Origin of the sequence: Niastella populi, assembly GCF_002078015.1 — a bacterium.
Taxonomy (GTDB): Bacteria; Bacteroidota; Bacteroidia; order Chitinophagales; family Chitinophagaceae; genus Niastella; species Niastella populi.
On the sequence record NZ_LWBP01000112.1, the window covers coordinates 72,728 to 91,444 of the forward strand.

The window sequence follows — 18,717 nt, forward strand, 5'->3', positions numbered from 1 at the left end:
TAACAAAAACGGAGAATGTTGACGCATCCCCCGTTTGAAGTTAAATTCTGACAACCTTCTTGCTTAAGGAAATTCTCATCCTTTAACTATTCAAAACTAAGTTATGAAAAAAAATGGATGTAGGGTATTCTCATGCCCTGCCCCTGTCATCAAATGCTTGCTGCTGATGAAATTGACTGTTCTGCTTATCTGCTTTTTCTCGCTTCAGTCTATAGCGCACGAATCATTTGGCCAGGAAAAGGTTACCCTGAAACTGGCAAATGCATCCCTGCGCACTGCTTTCAAAATAATCGAGCGGCAAACATATTTCCGGTTTGTATACAATGAAGAGATCTTACCCACTGAACAAAAGATCAATATCAATGTACAAAGTGAACCGGTTGGTAATGTATTGAAGCAACTGCTCAACAAAACCGCGCTCACTTATAAGATAGTAGGCAACGATCTTATCGTTATTTCAACGGAACAAAAAACTGCGGTAGAAGAACGTACGCCGCTGGCCTTTGAGGTTACGGGCCGTATTACCGATACCCGCAACAATCCATTGCCGAACGTTACAGTGCAGGAAAAAGGTACCGCTAATGGTACTTCTACCAAAGAACTGGGTGCCTTCAGCATAAACGTTTCGAGTGAAAACGCCGTGCTGGTATTTAGTTCCGTTGGATTCCTCGATCAGGAAATTCCCGTTAAAGGCCGCCATACGATCGATGTGGTTTTGCAGGAGAATGTGGCCGACCTGAACCAGGTGATCGTTGTTGGGTATGGTACCCAAAAGAAATCTGATGTTACCGGTTCAGTGGTATCGGTGCCCAAAGCACGTTTGAGCGAACTGCCGGTGACCAACGTATACCAGGCCATGCAGGGTTCGGTGGCAGGGTTGAACGTAACACAAAACTCATCCATACCAGGCAGTGGCGCTACTGTAACCGTTAGGGGCATCAATTCATTTAATGCCAGCAGGGAACCGTTCATCGTGGTAGATGGTATTCCGTTCAGCACTACAGGCGGAAATATCAACGACATCAATACAAACGATATCGCTTCAATAGAGGTGTTGAAAGACGCGTCTGCCGTTGCGATCTATGGTACCCGCGGCGCTAATGGCGTTATCCTCATTACAACTAAAAGAGGGCTTTCGGGTAAACCGGTCATCCGGTACAATGGCTACGTTGGTTTGGAAAACCTGGCCCATATAATGGAACCAAACAGTCCGGAAGGTTATGTAAAGAAATATGCCGATTGGTGGGCACAGGTGAACCCCACACAAACGCAAACCAATATATTGCCCAACGCCTATGAAATAGCCAACTATAATGCCGGCAATACGGTCGATTGGATCAAAGAGGTTACCCGCCAGGGTATCATCCAGGATCATAATGTAAGCGTATCGGGTGGTACCAAAGACGTGAAATACTATTTGTCGGGCGATTACCTGAACCAGAAAGGCGTGGTGGAAGGTTACCAGTATAAACGGCTGAGCATCCGGTCGAATCTCGATGTAAATCTCACCGATTACCTTACCGTTGGAACCTCCCTGTTCTTTGCCAATAACAATTATGACGGCGGAAGAGCGAATTTTTACCTCGGCGCTATTATGAGCCCATATGGAACCCTGCGTAAGGCCAATGGCGATTATGAGATTTTCCCAATGAACCCCGAGTTGTTGTATGTGAACCCGTTGCTTGGTTTGTATAATGACCGCATCAGCCGGGGTAATAACCTCAATGGTACTTTTTATGCTGAATTAAAACCGGCTATTATACCCGGGTTGAAATACCGCCTCAATGCCGCCTGGTCGTACCTGCCCGGCAGAAGCGCCAATTATACCGGCAGAAAATCGAATGACCAGTTGGGAACGGCTACTGTGAGCAGTACCGAAAATAAAAACTGGATCCTTGAAAATATCATTACCTATAATAAAGACTGGCAAAAACATCATATCGACTTTACCGGTTTGTACAGTGCACAACGGAATGATTATTTCGGAACATCTACCGTGGGCACCGGTTTTGTGAACGATGAATTAACCTATACGAACCTGAGCGCTGCCGCTACCCTCAGCGCCGGTTATGTGGGGTATTTCAATTTTGCGAACGTGTACGGTTCTTACCAAACCAAAAGTACGCTCACCTCGCAAATGGGCCGGTTGAATTATAATTACGACAGCCGCTACCTCTTTACTGTTACTGCCCGCCGCGACGGTTATTCCGCTTTTGGCGCCAATACCGACAAATACGGCCTGTTCCCGTCATTTGCCGTAGGTTGGAATATCAGCAATGAAGCCTTTATGGCCCCGGTTACTTTTGTAAATAACCTGAAATTGCGGGTATCGTATGGTAAATCGGGCAACCAGGCCATTTCGCCCAACGGAACATCGGCCATCGATGCCTCCGTTCGTTTCCCCTATAACGGCGTAAGCACAATTGGCGTAATAAGCACCAGCGCCATGGGAAATAAAGAACTGCATTGGGAAACAACTACGGGTTTCAATGCCGGTATCGACTTCTCGTTACTCGGCAGCCGTATTACCGGTACCGTTGAGTATTACAGTACCCGTACAACCGATAATTTGCTCAGGCGTAACCTGCCTGCTGCAACCGGGTACGCAACCGTTTGGGACAACCTGGGAAAATTAGCTAATAAAGGATTGGAAATAACACTGAATACCATCAATGTGAAAAGCGGGGATTTCAAATGGGAATCCATGATCAACTTCTCACGCAACCGGAATAAGATCGTTGATATCTATGGCGATAAAAAAGACGATCTCGGTAACCGCTGGTTCATTGGCCAACCCATCTCCGTTATTTATGATTATGTATTGCAGGGCGTTTGGCAAACCGGTGAAGATGCTTCCAGCCACGACCCCGGCGTAAAACCCGGTGATCTGAAGTTCGCCGACATGGATGGCAGCAAAACCATAACTGCCGCTGACAGACGCATCCTCGGGTCTACCCTGCCCAAATGGATCGGCGGGCTGACCAATACCTTCCATTATAAGAACTGGCACCTGAACATCTTCATTCAAACCTTTCAGGGCGCTTTAAAAAACAATGTGAACCTCACCTTTGCCGATGAGGCCGGCCGTATGAACACGCCGAAAGAAATAGGTTACTGGACGGAAGAGAACAAAAGCAACTCGCGCCCTTCTTTGCGTTATACCAACACCCGCGGTTATGGATACGCTTCAGATAATAGCTTTACCCGCATCAAAGATGCTACATTAAGCTACACTACCCCGCAACGGTTATTAACCAAAACCGGACTGGGCAGTCTTACTTTCTATGTAAGTGGTCGTAACCTGTATACATTCACCGATTGGATAGGCTGGGACCCCGAAAATGACTTCACCTTCAGGGGCAGCAACGGCTGGGACAGCAACTATCCGCTTGTACGGTCATTCATATTCGGTGTCAATGTAGGACTTCGTTAATTGATCAACTTAAAACAGTATTAAATGAAAAAGCATATTATCACTATAGCGTGTGTGTACCTGGTTTTGCAGGGTTTGTATTCGTGCAATAAAAAGTTCCTCGACGAGGAATTGTATTCTTACTATGCGCCCGAAACCCTCACCGACTCCCTCGGGTTCGATGCGGCTGCCATAGGGTTATATTATCAAACAGGATTGTTTTTCTCAAAAAGCGATGCCCAGGGCTGGCCCAGCGTATGGAATGCCGGAACCGATATCGCGTGGGTGCCGCCAACCCAGAAACAGGGCATTGAAGTGCCTTACTACGATTATACGCAGCTGATATCAACTGATGGCGCCGCTTCCTTTACCTGGACCTGGGCTTATCAACTGATCAATAATGCCAATAATATCATTGCCAATGCCGAAAACCCGGCCGTTACCAGTTTTTCTGAAGCCGGCAAGAATGTTTTCAATGCGGAAGCCCGCTTTTTCAGGGCCTATGCCTACAATATGCTGGCCACTTTATTTGGAAGGGTGCCTCTGGTAACCGAACCGCTTACAAAACCCAGGACCAATTTTACAAGGTCGCCGCTCGATTCAATAAACGACGTGATCGCCGCCGACCTTACCTATGCTGCCACCTATTTGCCAACCATAGATAATTTGAAGTCGAACTCAAAAGGCAAATTGTATGGCCGCGCCAATAAGGCCATGGCGCAGCAGTTACTGGCCGAAGCGTACCTGCGCATGGGTAAGAACGACCTCGCTGAAGCACAGGCGCAGGCGGTTATCAGTAGCGGTAAGTTCAACCTCGTTACTTCACGGTATGGGGTGAAGACCAGTCAGCCCGGCGATGCATTTTCTGATATGTTTGTATACGGCAATATGCGGTACGGACAAGGGAACAAGGAGGCCATCTGGGTGCTTGAGCTGGAAAATACCAGCACTGTGGTAGGCGGTTATAGCGGCGCTCCGCAACAACGCCGTAACTGGGGTGCAGCGTATTACCAGATCACCGATATGACAATTTGCGATTCGCTGGGCGGCCGCGGCATTGGAAGAATGCGGTTGACCGATTGGGTGGTATATGGCCTGTACGGCGCCAATGATATGCGTAATTCGGAAAACAATATCCGCCACCGTTTTTACTACAATACCGTTGGTAAGCCAAATTACGGCCAACAGGTGCCGTATGCGGGAGCCGACACCGTTTTCAAAATTGCGCCGCATACTACCAAATGGTACCAGTTCGATCCTAACGATGTGTTTGGGTTTGCGATGGTAAAGGATTTTATTTTAATGCGTTTGGGCGAAACCTATTTGTTACTGGCCGAAGCCCAGTTCAAACAGGGTAAAACAGGGGAGGCTGCTACCACCTTAAATACGCTCAGGGCCCGGGCGAACGCTGCCCCCATATCGGCAGCCGATGTAACGCTTGATTTCATCCTCGATGAAAGGGCAAGGGAACTGCTGGCCGAAGAGAACCGCCGCATGACCCTTATGCGCACCAAAACACTGGTTACCAGAACAACAAAATACAATACGCAGAATATTAACCCGGTTATTGGACTTACCAGCAAACATTTGCTATTGCCCGTTCCGCAGTCGGAGATCGATCTGAATAAGGATGCGAGGCTGGAGCAGAATGAGCTTTATTAGCATGTGGGCTTGTCGGTAAAATGAGGCCGGAACCGGATGTAAGAAGTAGGATGTAAGAAGTAAGTAAAAAATAAGAACAGGTAATACGAAGTATTAAGTCTTAGGTGCGATTTAATGATAAATATTGAAAAATTACTATATGCTTAAATCATACTTCTTACATCTTACTTCTTAATGTTCGATGCTCATTCAGCTTATTGTTTTCCCAATTAAGCTTACTATTAACGTTCAAAAGTTTACTATATAATTCATTACATTCGACGGAAATTATTGCTATCCATGAGATCATCTGTATTTGTTCCTGCTTTATTGTTCAGTGTAATCACCGGCAGTGTTGCCTGTGAAGCCCAAAAGAAAACGGTTTTTAAGGCGAAAGGCCCCCTTTTGCAAACCATACAAGCGAATTTTGAAGATGGCGCAAAACAATACAAGGTATTGAAAGCGACATTACCACCCGACAGGTTTCCGAAAACCTATTTTCCGCAAACCGGTAAAGCCGAAACCAGCGGTTCAGGCTGGTGGTGCAGCGGCTTTTATCCCGGCACACTGTTATACCTGTACGAACAAACAGGTGATACTGTGCTATACAACGAGGCGGACCGTATACTCGGGGTATTACAGAAAGAACAATATAACAAAACCACCCACGACCTGGGTTTTATGATGTATTGCAGTTTTGGCAATGCCGACCGCATAAAGCCAAAACCTGAATACAAAGACATTATTGTCAATAGCGCGAAATCGCTCAGTACCCGGTTTAACGAAAAAGTAGGTTGTATAAAATCATGGGATTCGAAAAAGGAAACCGATTTCCTGGTGATCATCGACAATATGATGAACCTTGAATTGTTGTTTGAAGCAACAAAAGCTACCGGCGACTCCTCTTTCTGGAAAATTGCCGTTACCCATGCCAATACTACCATGAAGAATCATTTCCGGCCCGATTACAGTTCTTTCCACGTATTGAACTATGATATAACTACCGGTGATGTAAAGGAAAAGAAAACAGCGCAGGGTTTTGCCGATGCCTCGGCCTGGGCCCGCGGACAGGCATGGGGTTTATATGGCTATGCCGTTTGTTATCGCTATACCAAAGATGTTCGTTACCTGCAACAGGCGCAGCATATCGCAGCGTTTATTTTATCACACCCTAACCTGCCTGCAAATAAGATCCCTTATTGGGATTTCAATGCACCCGATATTCCCAATGCGTTGCGCGATGCTTCTGCTGCCGCTATCATGGCATCTGCATTTATTGAATTGAGCCAGTATACAAAAGGCAAAGAAGCCCGTAAGTATATGCAGGCTGCGGAAACGATGATCACTAATTTATCGACCCCCGAATACAAAGCCGCTGCTGGCACCAATGGCGGTTTTATTTTACAACACGGGGTAGGGCATAAACCCGCCGGCACCGAAATAGATGTACCGCTTACTTATGGCGATTATTATTTTATAGAAGCCTGTAAAAGATATAAGGAGTTGGGTAAATAGTTGATGAGTTGACAAGTTGATAAGAATGAGTGCCAACTCATGGTTTAAAATGCAAAGTTTTTCGTTCGCAGTTTTTAGTTGGTAAGCAGAATGGCGTGTTATTCCGGCTCATCCGGGATGGCACGCCTTATTTTCCGATGACGCGATTTTAACATTCATGAAATTCCCTTATGAGGTCATTATATTTAACCGTTATTATAACAGTAGCCAGTACCATCGTGTACGCACAAACTCCATTGATAACAAATATCGCCGGTCGAAAAACAACCAGTCTCAACGGTAAGTGGCAATATATTATTGATCCGTATGGAACGGGGTTCTACGATTACCGTTTTCTCGAAAGAAAAGAAAACGACCGCGAGGCCTACTGGAATACGGATGTGCCCGAAAACAAGACCGATCGCAAAGAACATAAGTTCACTGATGAATATACCCTGAACGTGCCCGGCGACTGGAACTCTCAGGCGGAAAAATTCCTGTATTACGAAGGCATAGTATGGTATAAGAAGTCGTTTGATTTTACAAAAGCCAACTCCACAGATAAAGTATATCTGTACTTTGGCGCTTCCAACTACGAAACCGACGTGTATCTCAACGGCAAAAAGCTGGGTAAACACAAAGGCGGTTTTACGCCCTTTAATTTTGAAGTGCCCGATTCGGTGCTGAAAGCAACCGGTAACTACCTGGTGGTGAAAGTAGACAATACCCGCCACAAAGATGAAGTGCCTACTGTGAATACCGACTGGTGGAATTATGGCGGCATTACCCGCGATGTGCAACTGGTTGAAGTGCCACCGGCATTCATCAGGGATTTTACGCTGCAGGTACAAAAAGGCGCTGCGCTAAAAACAATGAAGAATGTTCCGGTAGAAGGGTGGGTGAATGTAAAGGACTGGCAAAACACCCGCGAGGTGACTGTAGAACTGCCTGAATTAAAGATCAAAAAGATATTCCCTGTAACGGGCGAACGGGTAAACCTGCGGTTTAATTTGCCTGCTATGCAGTTATGGTCGCCCCAAACCCCAAAGCTATATACGGTGGTAGTAAGCAATGGCGCCGATCGTATAGAAGAAAAGATCGGGTTCCGCACTATTGAAGTGGCGGGAAAGCAGGTATTGCTGAACGGTAAGCCGTTGTTCATGCGCGGTATTTGTATGCATGAAGAAATACCGCAACAGATCCGCCGCGCATACAGTAAACAGGATGCCCTGCAATTACTGGGGTATGCAAAAGAGCTTGGGTGCAATATGGTGAGGCTGGCGCATTACCCGCATAATGAAAACATGTCCCGTACAGCCGATTCAATGGGCATATTGGTATGGTCGGAGATCCCGGTTTACTGGACGATCGATTTCACCAGTGCCGAAGTGTTTAACAAAGCACGTACACAACTTACTGAAATGATAACCCGTGACCGGAACCGGGCCAGCATCATCATTTGGTCGGTTGGTAATGAAACGCCGGTTAAGCCCGCGCGTACTGCTTTTATGCGCAACCTTATCAGTGCGGCGAAGTCGCTCGATTCAACCCGGTTGGTATCGGCGGCGCTGGAGGTGAATTACCAGGCGGGCGTAAGTAAGATTGATGACCCGCTGGGAGAATTTGTAGATATCGTTTCTTTCAATGAATACCTGGGCTGGTATGCAGGCCTGCCCGACAGATGCCGTACCGCCCAATGGGAGTTTGCTTATGATAAACCTTTCTTCATTAGCGAAACAGGCGCTGAAACGCTGTATGGCTTTCATGGCGATTCGCTTACCCGCTGGAGCGAAGAATACCAGGAATGGTATTATCGCGAGCAGGTAGCCATGTTCAAACGCATGCCTGAGAATTTTGCCGGGCTCTCGCCCTGGCTGCTCTGCGATTTCCGTTCGCCCCGCCGTAACAACCAAACCTTCCAGGAAGGCTGGAACAACAAAGGGCTTATAGATCAGCAGGGGAGAAAGAAGAAGGCCTTTTATGTGTTGAAGGGTTATTATGAAGAAAAGGGTTTATAAGTTATTCAGTTGTTCAGTTATTGAGTTATTCAGTTGTTCAGTTATTGAGTTTGTAAGTCTTCTATCAATGGCGCAAAGGCGCCTGTGAACTATTGACAATTAATAGCGAGTCCCGAACTGAACAACTGAACAACTTGTATTTCCCGGGTTTTGTATTCAAAAAATAAATATCTCATCGCAGCCGCTTCCCAAACATCGGCAACGTTCACTTTGGCATGGTTCTTTCAAAGGTATGAATGACGTTAATTTTCTGCAGAAAGTAATCTCTCACTTAAAGTAACTACTGAACGTACAGGTTTCAGGGCTTGTGAAGTTTGAGTTTTGTGAACCGGTAATTCTTTTTGTTTTGCCCAATGCCTGTCGTCTATTGCCCATTGCCCATTGCCTGTTGATTATCCCTCCATTGCACTTGTTTTAACCTGAATATTATGGCCGCACATGCGGGTTGTACCCTTTTATAATTTTCGCTAACTATGAGATACGTTATTATGCTGTGTTGTTCTTTCATGATCATCAGGAACGGCTTTGCCGTAAGATCATCTCCAAAGATTCCGGAAAATAAAAATTCACCTGGCATACAACTGCAGGTGAATGTTCGTCCCATAATGGCGCCGGCCATCAGATTATATTAAAGTTCACAGTTCACAGTTCATAGTTAATAGTTTATGTTTTATGGTTGGCGTTCGGCTTAATCGCAAGCTGCAAATAACGGCGAGTTATGAAAGTCAGACAACAACAAACCAAAAACAATAAACCATAAACTAAAAGATATTATGGTTTACGGGAAAGGCAAACAATGGGATGTCGCAGTTGGAATAGCAACTCTCCTCCAGTTATGTCCTGTTTTTTAGGGTGGTTCCTCCTCCGGGGAGCCGCCTTTTTTTTTGCCTACTTCAGGTTATCGGGATTGGGAATGAAGTTCATGAATGAATGGAATTGCGAATCGTAGCGGCGTTTATCGAGCTTATAATAGAACGCGCCTTTTTTAGAACCTTCTTTCTCCTTTTCTTTTTGCTTAACGAGGAGTTTGGTAGAAAGGATCTTGCGGGTGAAATTACGTTTGTCCAGCACAGTGTCATATACACCGGTATACAGGTTGTACAGTTGGGGCAACGTGAATTTCTCAGGCAGCAGTTCAAATAAAATAGGGTGGAAGGCTGCTTTGTAGCGAAGTTTCTCCTGCGCCATTTTAACCATACGGCTATGGTCGAATATGAGCCTCGGTATTTTTTTCAGGGAGAACCATTCGGCATGGAAGTCATCGCTTATCTGCTTCTCGTACTTATGAATATCGATGAGGGCGAAATAGGCGATAGACACGGTGCGCTCTTCGGGATCGCGGGTTGGTTCGCCGAAGGCATATAATTGTTCAATATATACGTTCTTAAGACCGGTAAGCTGTTTCAGGGTGCGGGCGCCAGCCTGTTCAAAGTCTTCGTCGGGCTGAACGAAACCACCCATAAGGCTCCATTTACCTTTTTCGGGTTCAAATCCTCTTTGTATGAGCAGCAGTTTTAATTCATGTCCGTCAAATCCAAAAATGATCGAGTCTACCGCAACAAGCATGCGTTTTTGCTTGGAATAATGTTTCATATGAAAGTATATCGGTCCATTTATACTACTAAGATCCGGAAATCAGAATAGTGGAAACGGATAGAATTTTGGGTTAAAGTAATAAGAAAAACTGAACAATGGTATTACCGTGAGATGAAGATAGCTATTTTTTTTAAAAAGGGGCCTGCCGGCGCGATGGGCGGTGCAGGTTTTTGCCATAACTAACGTCAGTGCCTGCCGGAGTTAACCGATAATACTAACGCCGGTCAAGTATTCGCTAAATAAAGATGCGGGTGCCCGAAAAGCTTTCCCTGAAATCCTTGGGCGTGCAGCTTTTTTTCTTTTTAAAAATACGGTTGAAGTTGGAAATATTGTTGAACCCGCAGTGGTAGGCTATTTCAGCGATCGACTGGGTGGTGTCTATCAGCATGCGGGAAGCATGACCCAGCCTTATTTCGGTGAGGCTGTCGATAAATGTATTGCCGGTGCGCTGTTTAAAAAAGCGGCTGAAGGCAGCGTCGGACATATTGGCCAGCCGCGCCACTTCGTTGAGGGTAATGGGTTTGTCGAAGTTGTGGTTCATGTACTCCAGTGTTTTTTCAATACGCCGGCTGTTGTAGGTGTACTGCTCGGTGTTATTGAAAGTGGCATCCGACAGGATGCGCATATTGCGGGAGATCGATAAATCGTGTAATATTGACATTAATTCAAGCACTGAATCAAATCCCTGTTTCTGGTTCAACTCAATAATACGCGGCGCCAATAGCTGGGTGGTCTCTTTCGAAAAAAGGATACCCCGCAGCGATTTCTCCAGCATGGTACGGATAAAGCTCAGCTGGTTGCGGCGTAATAGTTTTTCATCGAAGAGGTCCTTGTGAAACTGGATAGTGATTTCCCTGATCTCATTGCTTTTACAACTATGGGTGAACCAGGCATGCTGCAGGTTGCTGCCCACCAGAACCAGTTCCAGCTCATCGATCTCTTCAATATGATCGCCGATCACCCGCCTGGCGTTTTTGGCGTTCTGAATAAAGTTGAGTTCAAATTCCTCATGGTAATGAAGCGGAAAGTCGAACTCGGATTTCACGCGGGAAAAGAGGGTAAAACAATCGCTTTGGGTAAGCGGCGTGATTTCACGCAATAATGTGCTTTTCATATGCTGGCAATTGTATCGTAATTGTGATCAAAAATATACAATTGCTGGTATAATTAATATCATAATTGTATTGCCGGAGTGGAATTAACAGAATCCAGTGTATTCAACGATTTAGCAGGGGTATATTGGTTTTTGCCAGATATAAAATGGAAAATAATATAAAAATAGGTCATTATAGTATTATTTTATAATCATAATCCAGGCATAAATTTGGAGTAAATTGTATTGCTGTATGAGAAAAAAAGTACTCTGCCGGGTGCTTGTGCTTTTTGCATGGGCGCTGGCACTAAACCTTTCTGCGTATGCCCAAACCAAAACGATCTCGGGCATTGTCTCCGACCAAAACGGGGTTCCGCTTGAAAAAGCTTCCATAAAAGTAAAAGGGACAAAAGGTTCAGCCGTTACCGATCACAATGGCCAGTTCAGGCTGGTTGTTCCGCAAGGGGCCACCGCGCTCGAAGTGTCGTATGTGGGCATGAAACCAGTAACTGTTGCCATCGATGGCAAAGAAACTGTGCTGGTTACCCTGAACGTAACCGATAGCAAACTCAACGAAGTGGTGGTTATCGGATATGGCACCGCCCGCCGCAGCGATGTGTCGTCGGCCGTTTCTTCGGTAAAGGCAAAAGACCTTAAAGACCTGCCCGTGGCCGGTATCGACCAGGCTATCCAGGGAAAGGTGGCCGGTGTAACGGTTATCAATAACAGCGGTCAGCCCGGCGGCGGCGTATCGGTAAAAGTACGCGGCGTTACCTCCATCAACAGCAACGACCCGCTGATCGTAGTCGACGGCGTGCCGTTTTTCACCAATACAAGGAACAGCACCGGCTATGCCGGCCTTGGCGGTTCCGACGGACAGATTGGAAATAGCGTAATGTCTACCATAAACCCCGGCGATATCGAAAGCATCGACGTATTGAAAGATGCTTCGGCGCAGGCTATCTACGGTTCCCAGGCTGCCAATGGCGTTATTCTCATCACTACCAAGAAGGGAAAGAACGGGGAAGGCAGGATCGGTTATGAAATGTATTACGGCCAACAGGAAGTACAGAAAAAACTCGATCTCATGAACCTGCGCGAATTTGCACAGTTCCAGAACGAAGTAGCGCCAACGCTGGGTCTTACACCTTCCGATGAATTTAAAGATCCCTCCGTGCTTGGCGAAGGTACCGACTGGCAGGAAGCCATGTTCAGGCACGGACAAATGCAAAATCACCAGCTCAGTTTCTCGGGCGGAAAAGATAAAACGTCTTATTATCTCTCGCTGAACTATTTCGATCAGAAGGGAATTTTGATCGGTTCCGATTTTAAACGGTATACCCTCCGTTTCAATCTCGATCACCAGTTGAAGTCATGGTTGAAGATCGGTTTCAGCACCAATGCCACCAGGAGCATTCAAAACGTTACACTGGCCGATGCGGCCGAAGGTACCATCTGGTGGGGGGCGGTACAAAGTCCGCTGATCCCGGTTAAGAACCTCGATGGCACCTGGGGCGGCGGAACCACTATCGGCGGTGTTCAGTACAGCCAGGATAACCCTATCGCCAGAAGCCATTACCGCGGCAACAGGAACACCAACTGGCAGGTGTTCGGAAATACCTATGCCGATGTGCAGTTGCGTAAAGACCTTTCCGTTAAAACGGAATTTGCCTATTCGCTCGGGTTGAACAACCGCATAGCCTATCAGAACTCAGGCGCTATTGGCCCCACTCAACTGCAAAGCCAGTTGTTCGACTCCCGGTCAAACAGCTATTATTATGCGCTTAGAAATTACCTGAACTATAATAAATGGTTTAGCAAACACAGCATTTCCGCTACCGTGGGGCATGAAGTGCAGTATTCCTATTACGAAGCCATTGGCGGCAAGAAAGTGAACCTGGCCAATAATATCCTCGACCTCGATGCCGGTGAAAGCGATAAACAAACCTGGGAACTGGGCGGCGGAAAAAATAACTGGGCTATGGAATCGTGGTTTGCCAGGGGCAGTTATACGTATGACGACCGCTTCTCGCTCTCATTGAGCTTCAGGGCCGACGCCTCTTCCAATTTCGGTCCCAATAATAAATGGGGGTATTTCCCCGGCGCTTCTGTTGGCTACACGGTTACCAACGAACGTTTCGCCGATCGTTTTAAAGATGTAGTGAACTATCTGAAACTGCGTGTTGGCTATGGCTCGGTAGGTAACCAAAACCTGCCTTCCGGCGCCCCCAATCCGCCCTATACTTCTGTGGTTGGTTTCTGGCCCGGGCCTGTTGGTTTTGGTACATCCAGCTACCTGAACGGTATTTCAAACCCCGATCTGAGCTGGGAATCTGTTGTAACAAAGAACGCAGGTTTCGACGCCTCGTTCCTGAAAGGGCGCATCGACCTGAACTTTGACGTTTACAAAAAAACAACGACCGATATGCTGATGTTCCTTACCGGTCCGCGCCTGATAGGTGTGGGCGACCAATGGGACGATCTGAAGGCGCCTATTGGCAACGTAGGTCAAATGAGCAATACCGGTATCGATATCAGTCTTACAAGCACGAACGTAAAGACAAAAGATTTCTCCTGGAAGACAAATGTGGTGTTCTCTCAATTCAAGAACAAGCTCGATAAAATGGCCGCTTCAACCGCCGGCTTAACCGGTAAAGTGTATTACGATAACTACACCATCACGTTTACCAAACCCGGTTATGCGGTAGGTTCATTTTTCGGGCTGGTTACCGATGGTTTGTTCCGTACCAAGGATGAACTGGATAATAGTTTAACACAGTTCGGTTACAGCCGCGATCAGGCGCATACCTGGCTTGGCGATGTACGTTTTAAAAATATCAACGGCGATACGGTGATCGATGCCGATGATATTACGTTTATCGGCAGTCCGTTGCCAAAGTTCACCTTTGGGTTCACCAATACATTCCAGTACAAGGACTTTGATCTTAGTGTTTTCATACAGGGTAGCCATGGCGCAAAGATCTTCAACTTCCTGCGCTGGCAACTGGAGAAACTCGATAATGCCTACTATAACCAGCTGAGTACTGTGCTTGACAGGTATACAGCTGCCAATCCAAACGGCAAATTGCCCCGGTTCACCAATACCAATACGAATAACATCTATATCAGCGACCGGTATGTAGAAGATGGTTCATATATACGCATACAAAACATCAGCCTGGGTTACCGTATTCCCAAAAATGTTCTGAATAAGGTAAAAGTTAACAGCGCAAGGATCTATGTGTCGGTTCAAAACCTGAAAACATTTTCCGATTACAGCGGTTTCGATCCCGAGGTTGGTGCATTCAACAACAGTATCAAGTTGATGAATGTAGATATGGGCCACTATCCCAATCCGCGCACATTTACCATTGGCGCCAGTCTTGAATTTTAATTTTTCTGATCGTGATGGAATTAAATACTATTACAATGAAACGATTTAATATATATGCTTTTGCAGGAGCGGTGCTGGTGCTGGCGGCCTGTAAAAAAACATTTACCGAAAGACCTTCTCTCGATGCTACCACGCTTTCGAATTACTATAACACGGCCGAAGAAGTACGGAGTCTTACCAGCACTTTGTACGGCCTGCCCTGGTCGGGTTATGAGAACCGTGCAATGGATGCCATTGGCGATGTAATGGCCGGTAATGAATATTCAAGCGGCAACGATGATGTGCCCTATCTTGCTTTTTCGTTTGCTTCCACTTCTGTGCGTATTGCCGACGCCTGGAAAGTGTTTTATAAGATCGGCGGCTGGACGAGCGAATACATGAAGGCGCTGGAGCAGAAAAAGGGAATGGGCGGTAATCCTGCATTTATCGATCCCGCTATTGCGGAGTGCCATTTCTTCAGGGGTACCGTGTATTTCTATATTGGCCGCATCTGGGGCGATGCGCCAATTGTAACCGATCCCGGTAAAACGGCTTTGTCGGGCAATTTCAATATTCCCAAATATTACCAGAAAGATGTATTGCGCTTTGCGCTGGAAGAATTGAAACTGGCGGAAGCCGGTTTGCCTGAAACCGATCCGCAACCCGGCCGGCTTACAAAGTATTCGGCTAAGGGCATGATGGCGAAATTATATCTATATCTGAAAGATTATGAAAATGCAAAAAAACTGGCGGAAGAAGTGATCAGTTCGAACAAATATGATCTGGTTACAAATTATGCCGGCATGTTCAGCTCAAGCACTTTCAACAATAACAAAGAATCCCTTTTCTCTATTCAACACCAGTTGACCAGCAATCCCTGGGGTTCTGCCAACCAGAAGAATCCCGACAGGGGGCCTTCCAACCTGCAAACCGAGGAAGCCAGTATGTGGCAGTTGTATATTCCTTCCATAGATATGCTGAACGCCTATGAGTTCGGCGATCTTCGCCGTAAAGGTTCGGTTATGGAACAAGGCTGGGCAAAACCTGAATGGAAACCGAAGAATGCCAATGCAGCCTACAATACATTTATGGCTAACGGTTATATATACGATACAATCCAAAAAGATGGCGATGGCGGCATCAAGAATCCAACCCGTTCCAATATCGCCAAGTATGTGGTTGGCCCCGGTAAGGCGTTTGGCGGCGAGCTGGTGCTCGGGATGAATACAGGTATCAATACAATGATGTTACGGTTTGCAGATGTTTTATTGATCTATGCCGAAGCTGTTATGGGAACCGGCGCATCGACCACCGATGCCGCTGCATTGGAGGCGTTTAACAGGGTGCGTACCCGCGCAGGATTGAGCAATAAAACCATGATCACAAAAGATGATATACTTAAAGAACGCCGTGTTGAATTTGCGTTCGAGGGAGATTACTGGTTCGATCTGCAGCGACAGGGTTTTGCGAAAGCGAAGCAACTGATAGAGGCGCAGAACAGAGGCACTGCCGAAGTACCCTCGTATGTGACATTCACGGAAAAGTATATGTACCTGCCAATACCTGCCGGCGAAATATTGCAGGATCCCGAGCTGGCTAAAGAACCGGTTAGCTATTATTAATGAATTCTAAACACGATTGTTGATATGAAAAAGTTATTCCGCTATAGATCTTTTCTGATCGTTCTTATTGTTTTATCAGGAGTGATGCTGCATGCGTGTAAAAAGGACAAAGATGGCAATCCCGGTGCGCCTTCCGGCAGCCTGGAGGCCGAACACCTTACACCGTCAACGGCTTCAGGTGGTACGTTACTTACGCTTACAGGCAGGGGCCTGGGCGATATACGCAGCATCGTTTTTGATAAAGACAGCGTGCCCGCGCCGTTCTATACAACGCTGAATACGGAAAGCGCAATTGTATTCAGGGTTCCTGATACAGTTTCGGGGGGGGCGCAAAATGTCATATTCACCAACGGTGCAGGTAAAACGTTGCAGGTGCCGTTTACAGGACTGGCCTTTCCCAGCGTAACAACCGTTTCGAACTATAATTTTGTTGCCGGCACAGCGCTTACGCTCACCGGTAACAACCTGGAAACAGTTAGTAAGGTGGTGGTGAACGGCACTGCAGATGAGGCTACCGTTGTATCTAAGTCAAAAAAACAACTGGTGATAAAAATGCCGTCGACAACAGTTGCCCGCGCGGCATTGAACATCACTAACGTAACCGGAGAGATCACTACTACACAGGAGTTTGTAAATATCGACCAGGCGTTACAGATCTTTACAGATGATTATGGCAGCGGCTTTGAGAACGGTTCATGGGGCGATGCAGCCTTCATTACAACCGAAGAGTTTAAAACAGGCGCCAGATCAGTTGCCAAGAAATATCAGAAAGGCAACTGGCACCTTCTCGGTTTGTCGAATTGGGGCACAGGGGTTGCTCAGGATCCCGCGTACAAATACCTCACTGTTTGGATAAAAGGTGCTTCAAGAGATTACTCGCTGTATATAATGTCTGATAAGATAACAGGCGGTTACGGCAATTATCTCGATGCAAACAAAATAAACGTTCCTGCCAATGTGTGGACTTATTTCAAAGTGCCATTATCGACGCTGAACCTGTGGGCTACCGGTTCTCCGTTCAATCAACTGGGTTTCCGCATTCAGGGACCTGATGCGCAGGATGAAACATTCTATTTTGACGACCTGCTTTTGGTGAAATAAGCATATGAAAATGATTGCTTACCAAATAAAGCACCTTTTGCTGCTGGCCGCATTATTTGGGGCGAACAACTCCTTTTTGCGGCCGGTAACAGGAGAACTGCCTGCCGATAAAAACGCTACCACGCAAACTGTTTTATTGTATAATAACCTGAAAAAGCTGGCTGGCAAAGGATATATGTTCGGTCACCAGGACGACCTGGCGTACGGCGTGAACTGGCGGTATGAAAACGGGCGCAGCGATGTAAAGGAGGTGGCCGGCGATTACCCGGCCGTATATGGCTGGGAGTTAGGCGGGCTGGAAGCGGGGGCAGAAAGAAATATCGATGGTGTTCCGTTCAAAAAAATGCGTCAGTTCATTAAAGAAGGATATGAACGGGGCGGGGTAATCACTATCAGCTGGCATGCCCGCAGTCCGTACGGCGCCGAAAAAGGGGCCTGGGATACCACGCATGGCACCGTGGCTTCAATACTACCGGGCGCTGCCAATCACCAGTTGTACAGAACCTGGCTCGATGAGCTGGCAAAATTCTTCCTGTCGCTGAAGGGAAGTAAAGGCGAAGCCATACCGGTATTGTTCCGGCCCTATCATGAGTTAACGGGTAACTGGTTCTGGTGGTGCCGCAATGCCTGTTCGGCAGAACAGTTTAAAGTGCTGTGGCGGTTCACCCTGTACTACCTGAGCGAAGAAAAGAAAGTGCATAACCTGTTGTATGTATACAATACCGCCGGCGATTTCAAAACAAAAGAGGAGTTTATGGAACGATACCCCGGCGATGATGCGGTAGATATGATCAGTTTCGACAGCTACCAGTACGATGATCCCGCCAAAAGCGACTGGTTTGTAAAGAACACCAATGTTCAGTTGGGATTAATGGGCGAGATCGCCGCAGAGAAGAACAAACTGACGGCTATTGGTGAAACCGGGTATGAACAAATTCCATTTGCCACCTGGTGGACGGAAACATTATCAAAAGCGATAGGGGAGCATAAGATCTCGTATGTGCTGGTATGGCGTAATCATGGTTACAATCAATGGATGAAGAAAATGCATTACTACGCGCCCTATAAAGATCATGGATCGGCGGCTGATTTTGTAAAGTTTTACCAGCAGGAAAATACTTTATTTGAAAAGGATGTTGCCAGGGAGAAGTTATATGAATAGTTGATAAGTTGACGAGTTGATAAGTTGACGAGTTGACGAGTTAACGAGTTGACAAGGCAATTGAAAAGCTGATAAAGGTGATAGAGGGAAATACAGTTCTAAGTTTTTAGTTTTACGTTCTTGGTTTTTAATGCGAAACCCGCTTTTAATGGTAACCTGTCTATAGTTCGGGTTTCAGGTTTCGGGTTCCGGCTTTGCCGCCCAA

Annotated in this window: 11 protein-coding genes; 9 read left to right on the top strand and 2 right to left on the bottom strand. The window is 46.5% G+C overall.

The features are described from left to right. Positions 1–166: 166 nt before the first annotated feature. From A4R26_RS11145 to A4R26_RS34885, 5 genes are all read left to right on the top strand, one after another. On the top strand, positions 167–3,433 hold the full coding sequence (locus A4R26_RS11145) for a TonB-dependent receptor (RefSeq protein WP_242674882.1): 3,267 nt from the start codon (positions 167–169) through the stop codon (positions 3,431–3,433). A gap of 24 nt (positions 3,434–3,457) precedes the next feature. Then, on the top strand, positions 3,458–5,074 hold the full coding sequence (locus A4R26_RS11150; RefSeq protein ID WP_081163860.1) for a RagB/SusD family nutrient uptake outer membrane protein: 1,617 nt from the start codon (positions 3,458–3,460) through the stop codon (positions 5,072–5,074). 279 nt (positions 5,075–5,353) lie between these two features. Continuing rightward, positions 5,354–6,568, top strand: coding sequence for a glycoside hydrolase family 88 protein (locus A4R26_RS11155; protein WP_081163861.1), 1,215 nt, complete (start codon positions 5,354–5,356; stop codon positions 6,566–6,568). Between the two features lie 170 nt (positions 6,569–6,738). After that, the gene (locus A4R26_RS11160) at positions 6,739–8,565 is read left to right on the top strand and encodes a glycoside hydrolase family 2 protein (protein WP_081163862.1); all 1,827 of its coding nucleotides are present in this window, start codon (positions 6,739–6,741) and stop codon (positions 8,563–8,565) included. A 473-nt stretch (positions 8,566–9,038) separates the two neighbouring features. Continuing rightward, entirely contained in the window at positions 9,039–9,197 is a 159-nt protein-coding gene (locus A4R26_RS34885; protein WP_165760231.1) for a hypothetical protein, read from the top strand. A 256-nt stretch (positions 9,198–9,453) separates the two neighbouring features. On the opposite strand, the gene A4R26_RS11170 is transcribed toward A4R26_RS34885, so the two are convergent. Beyond that, the gene (locus A4R26_RS11170; protein ID WP_081163864.1) at positions 9,454–10,158 is read right to left on the bottom strand and encodes an NUDIX hydrolase; all 705 of its coding nucleotides are present in this window, start codon (positions 10,156–10,158) and stop codon (positions 9,454–9,456) included. Between the two features lie 238 nt (positions 10,159–10,396). Further along, positions 10,397–11,275: a helix-turn-helix domain-containing protein gene (locus tag A4R26_RS11175; RefSeq protein WP_081163865.1), complete on the bottom strand. Its 879-nt coding sequence runs from the start codon at positions 11,273–11,275 to the stop codon at positions 10,397–10,399. Between the two features lie 232 nt (positions 11,276–11,507). On the opposite strand from A4R26_RS11175, the gene A4R26_RS11180 reads away from it, so the two are divergent. Genes A4R26_RS11180 through A4R26_RS11195 form a run of 4 tightly spaced genes read left to right on the top strand, consistent with a single transcriptional unit; the run spans position 11,508 to position 18,512 of the window. Next, a complete protein-coding gene (locus A4R26_RS11180) occupies positions 11,508–14,648 on the top strand; it encodes a SusC/RagA family TonB-linked outer membrane protein (RefSeq protein ID WP_081163866.1) in 3,141 nt (1,046 codons plus the stop codon). A gap of 35 nt (positions 14,649–14,683) precedes the next feature. Then, positions 14,684–16,249 carry a RagB/SusD family nutrient uptake outer membrane protein gene (locus A4R26_RS11185; protein ID WP_081163867.1) on the top strand — a complete coding sequence of 522 codons (1,566 nt, stop codon included), beginning with the start codon at positions 14,684–14,686 and terminating at the stop codon, positions 16,247–16,249. Positions 16,250–16,273: 24 nt separating this feature from the next. Further along, complete coding sequence (locus A4R26_RS11190; RefSeq protein WP_081163868.1) at positions 16,274–17,350, top strand: IPT/TIG domain-containing protein; 1,077 nt, start codon at positions 16,274–16,276, stop codon at positions 17,348–17,350. Positions 17,351–17,354: 4 nt separating this feature from the next. Beyond that, complete coding sequence (locus A4R26_RS11195; RefSeq protein WP_242674883.1) at positions 17,355–18,512, top strand: glycoside hydrolase family 26 protein; 1,158 nt, start codon at positions 17,355–17,357, stop codon at positions 18,510–18,512. Positions 18,513–18,717 lie beyond the last annotated feature (205 nt).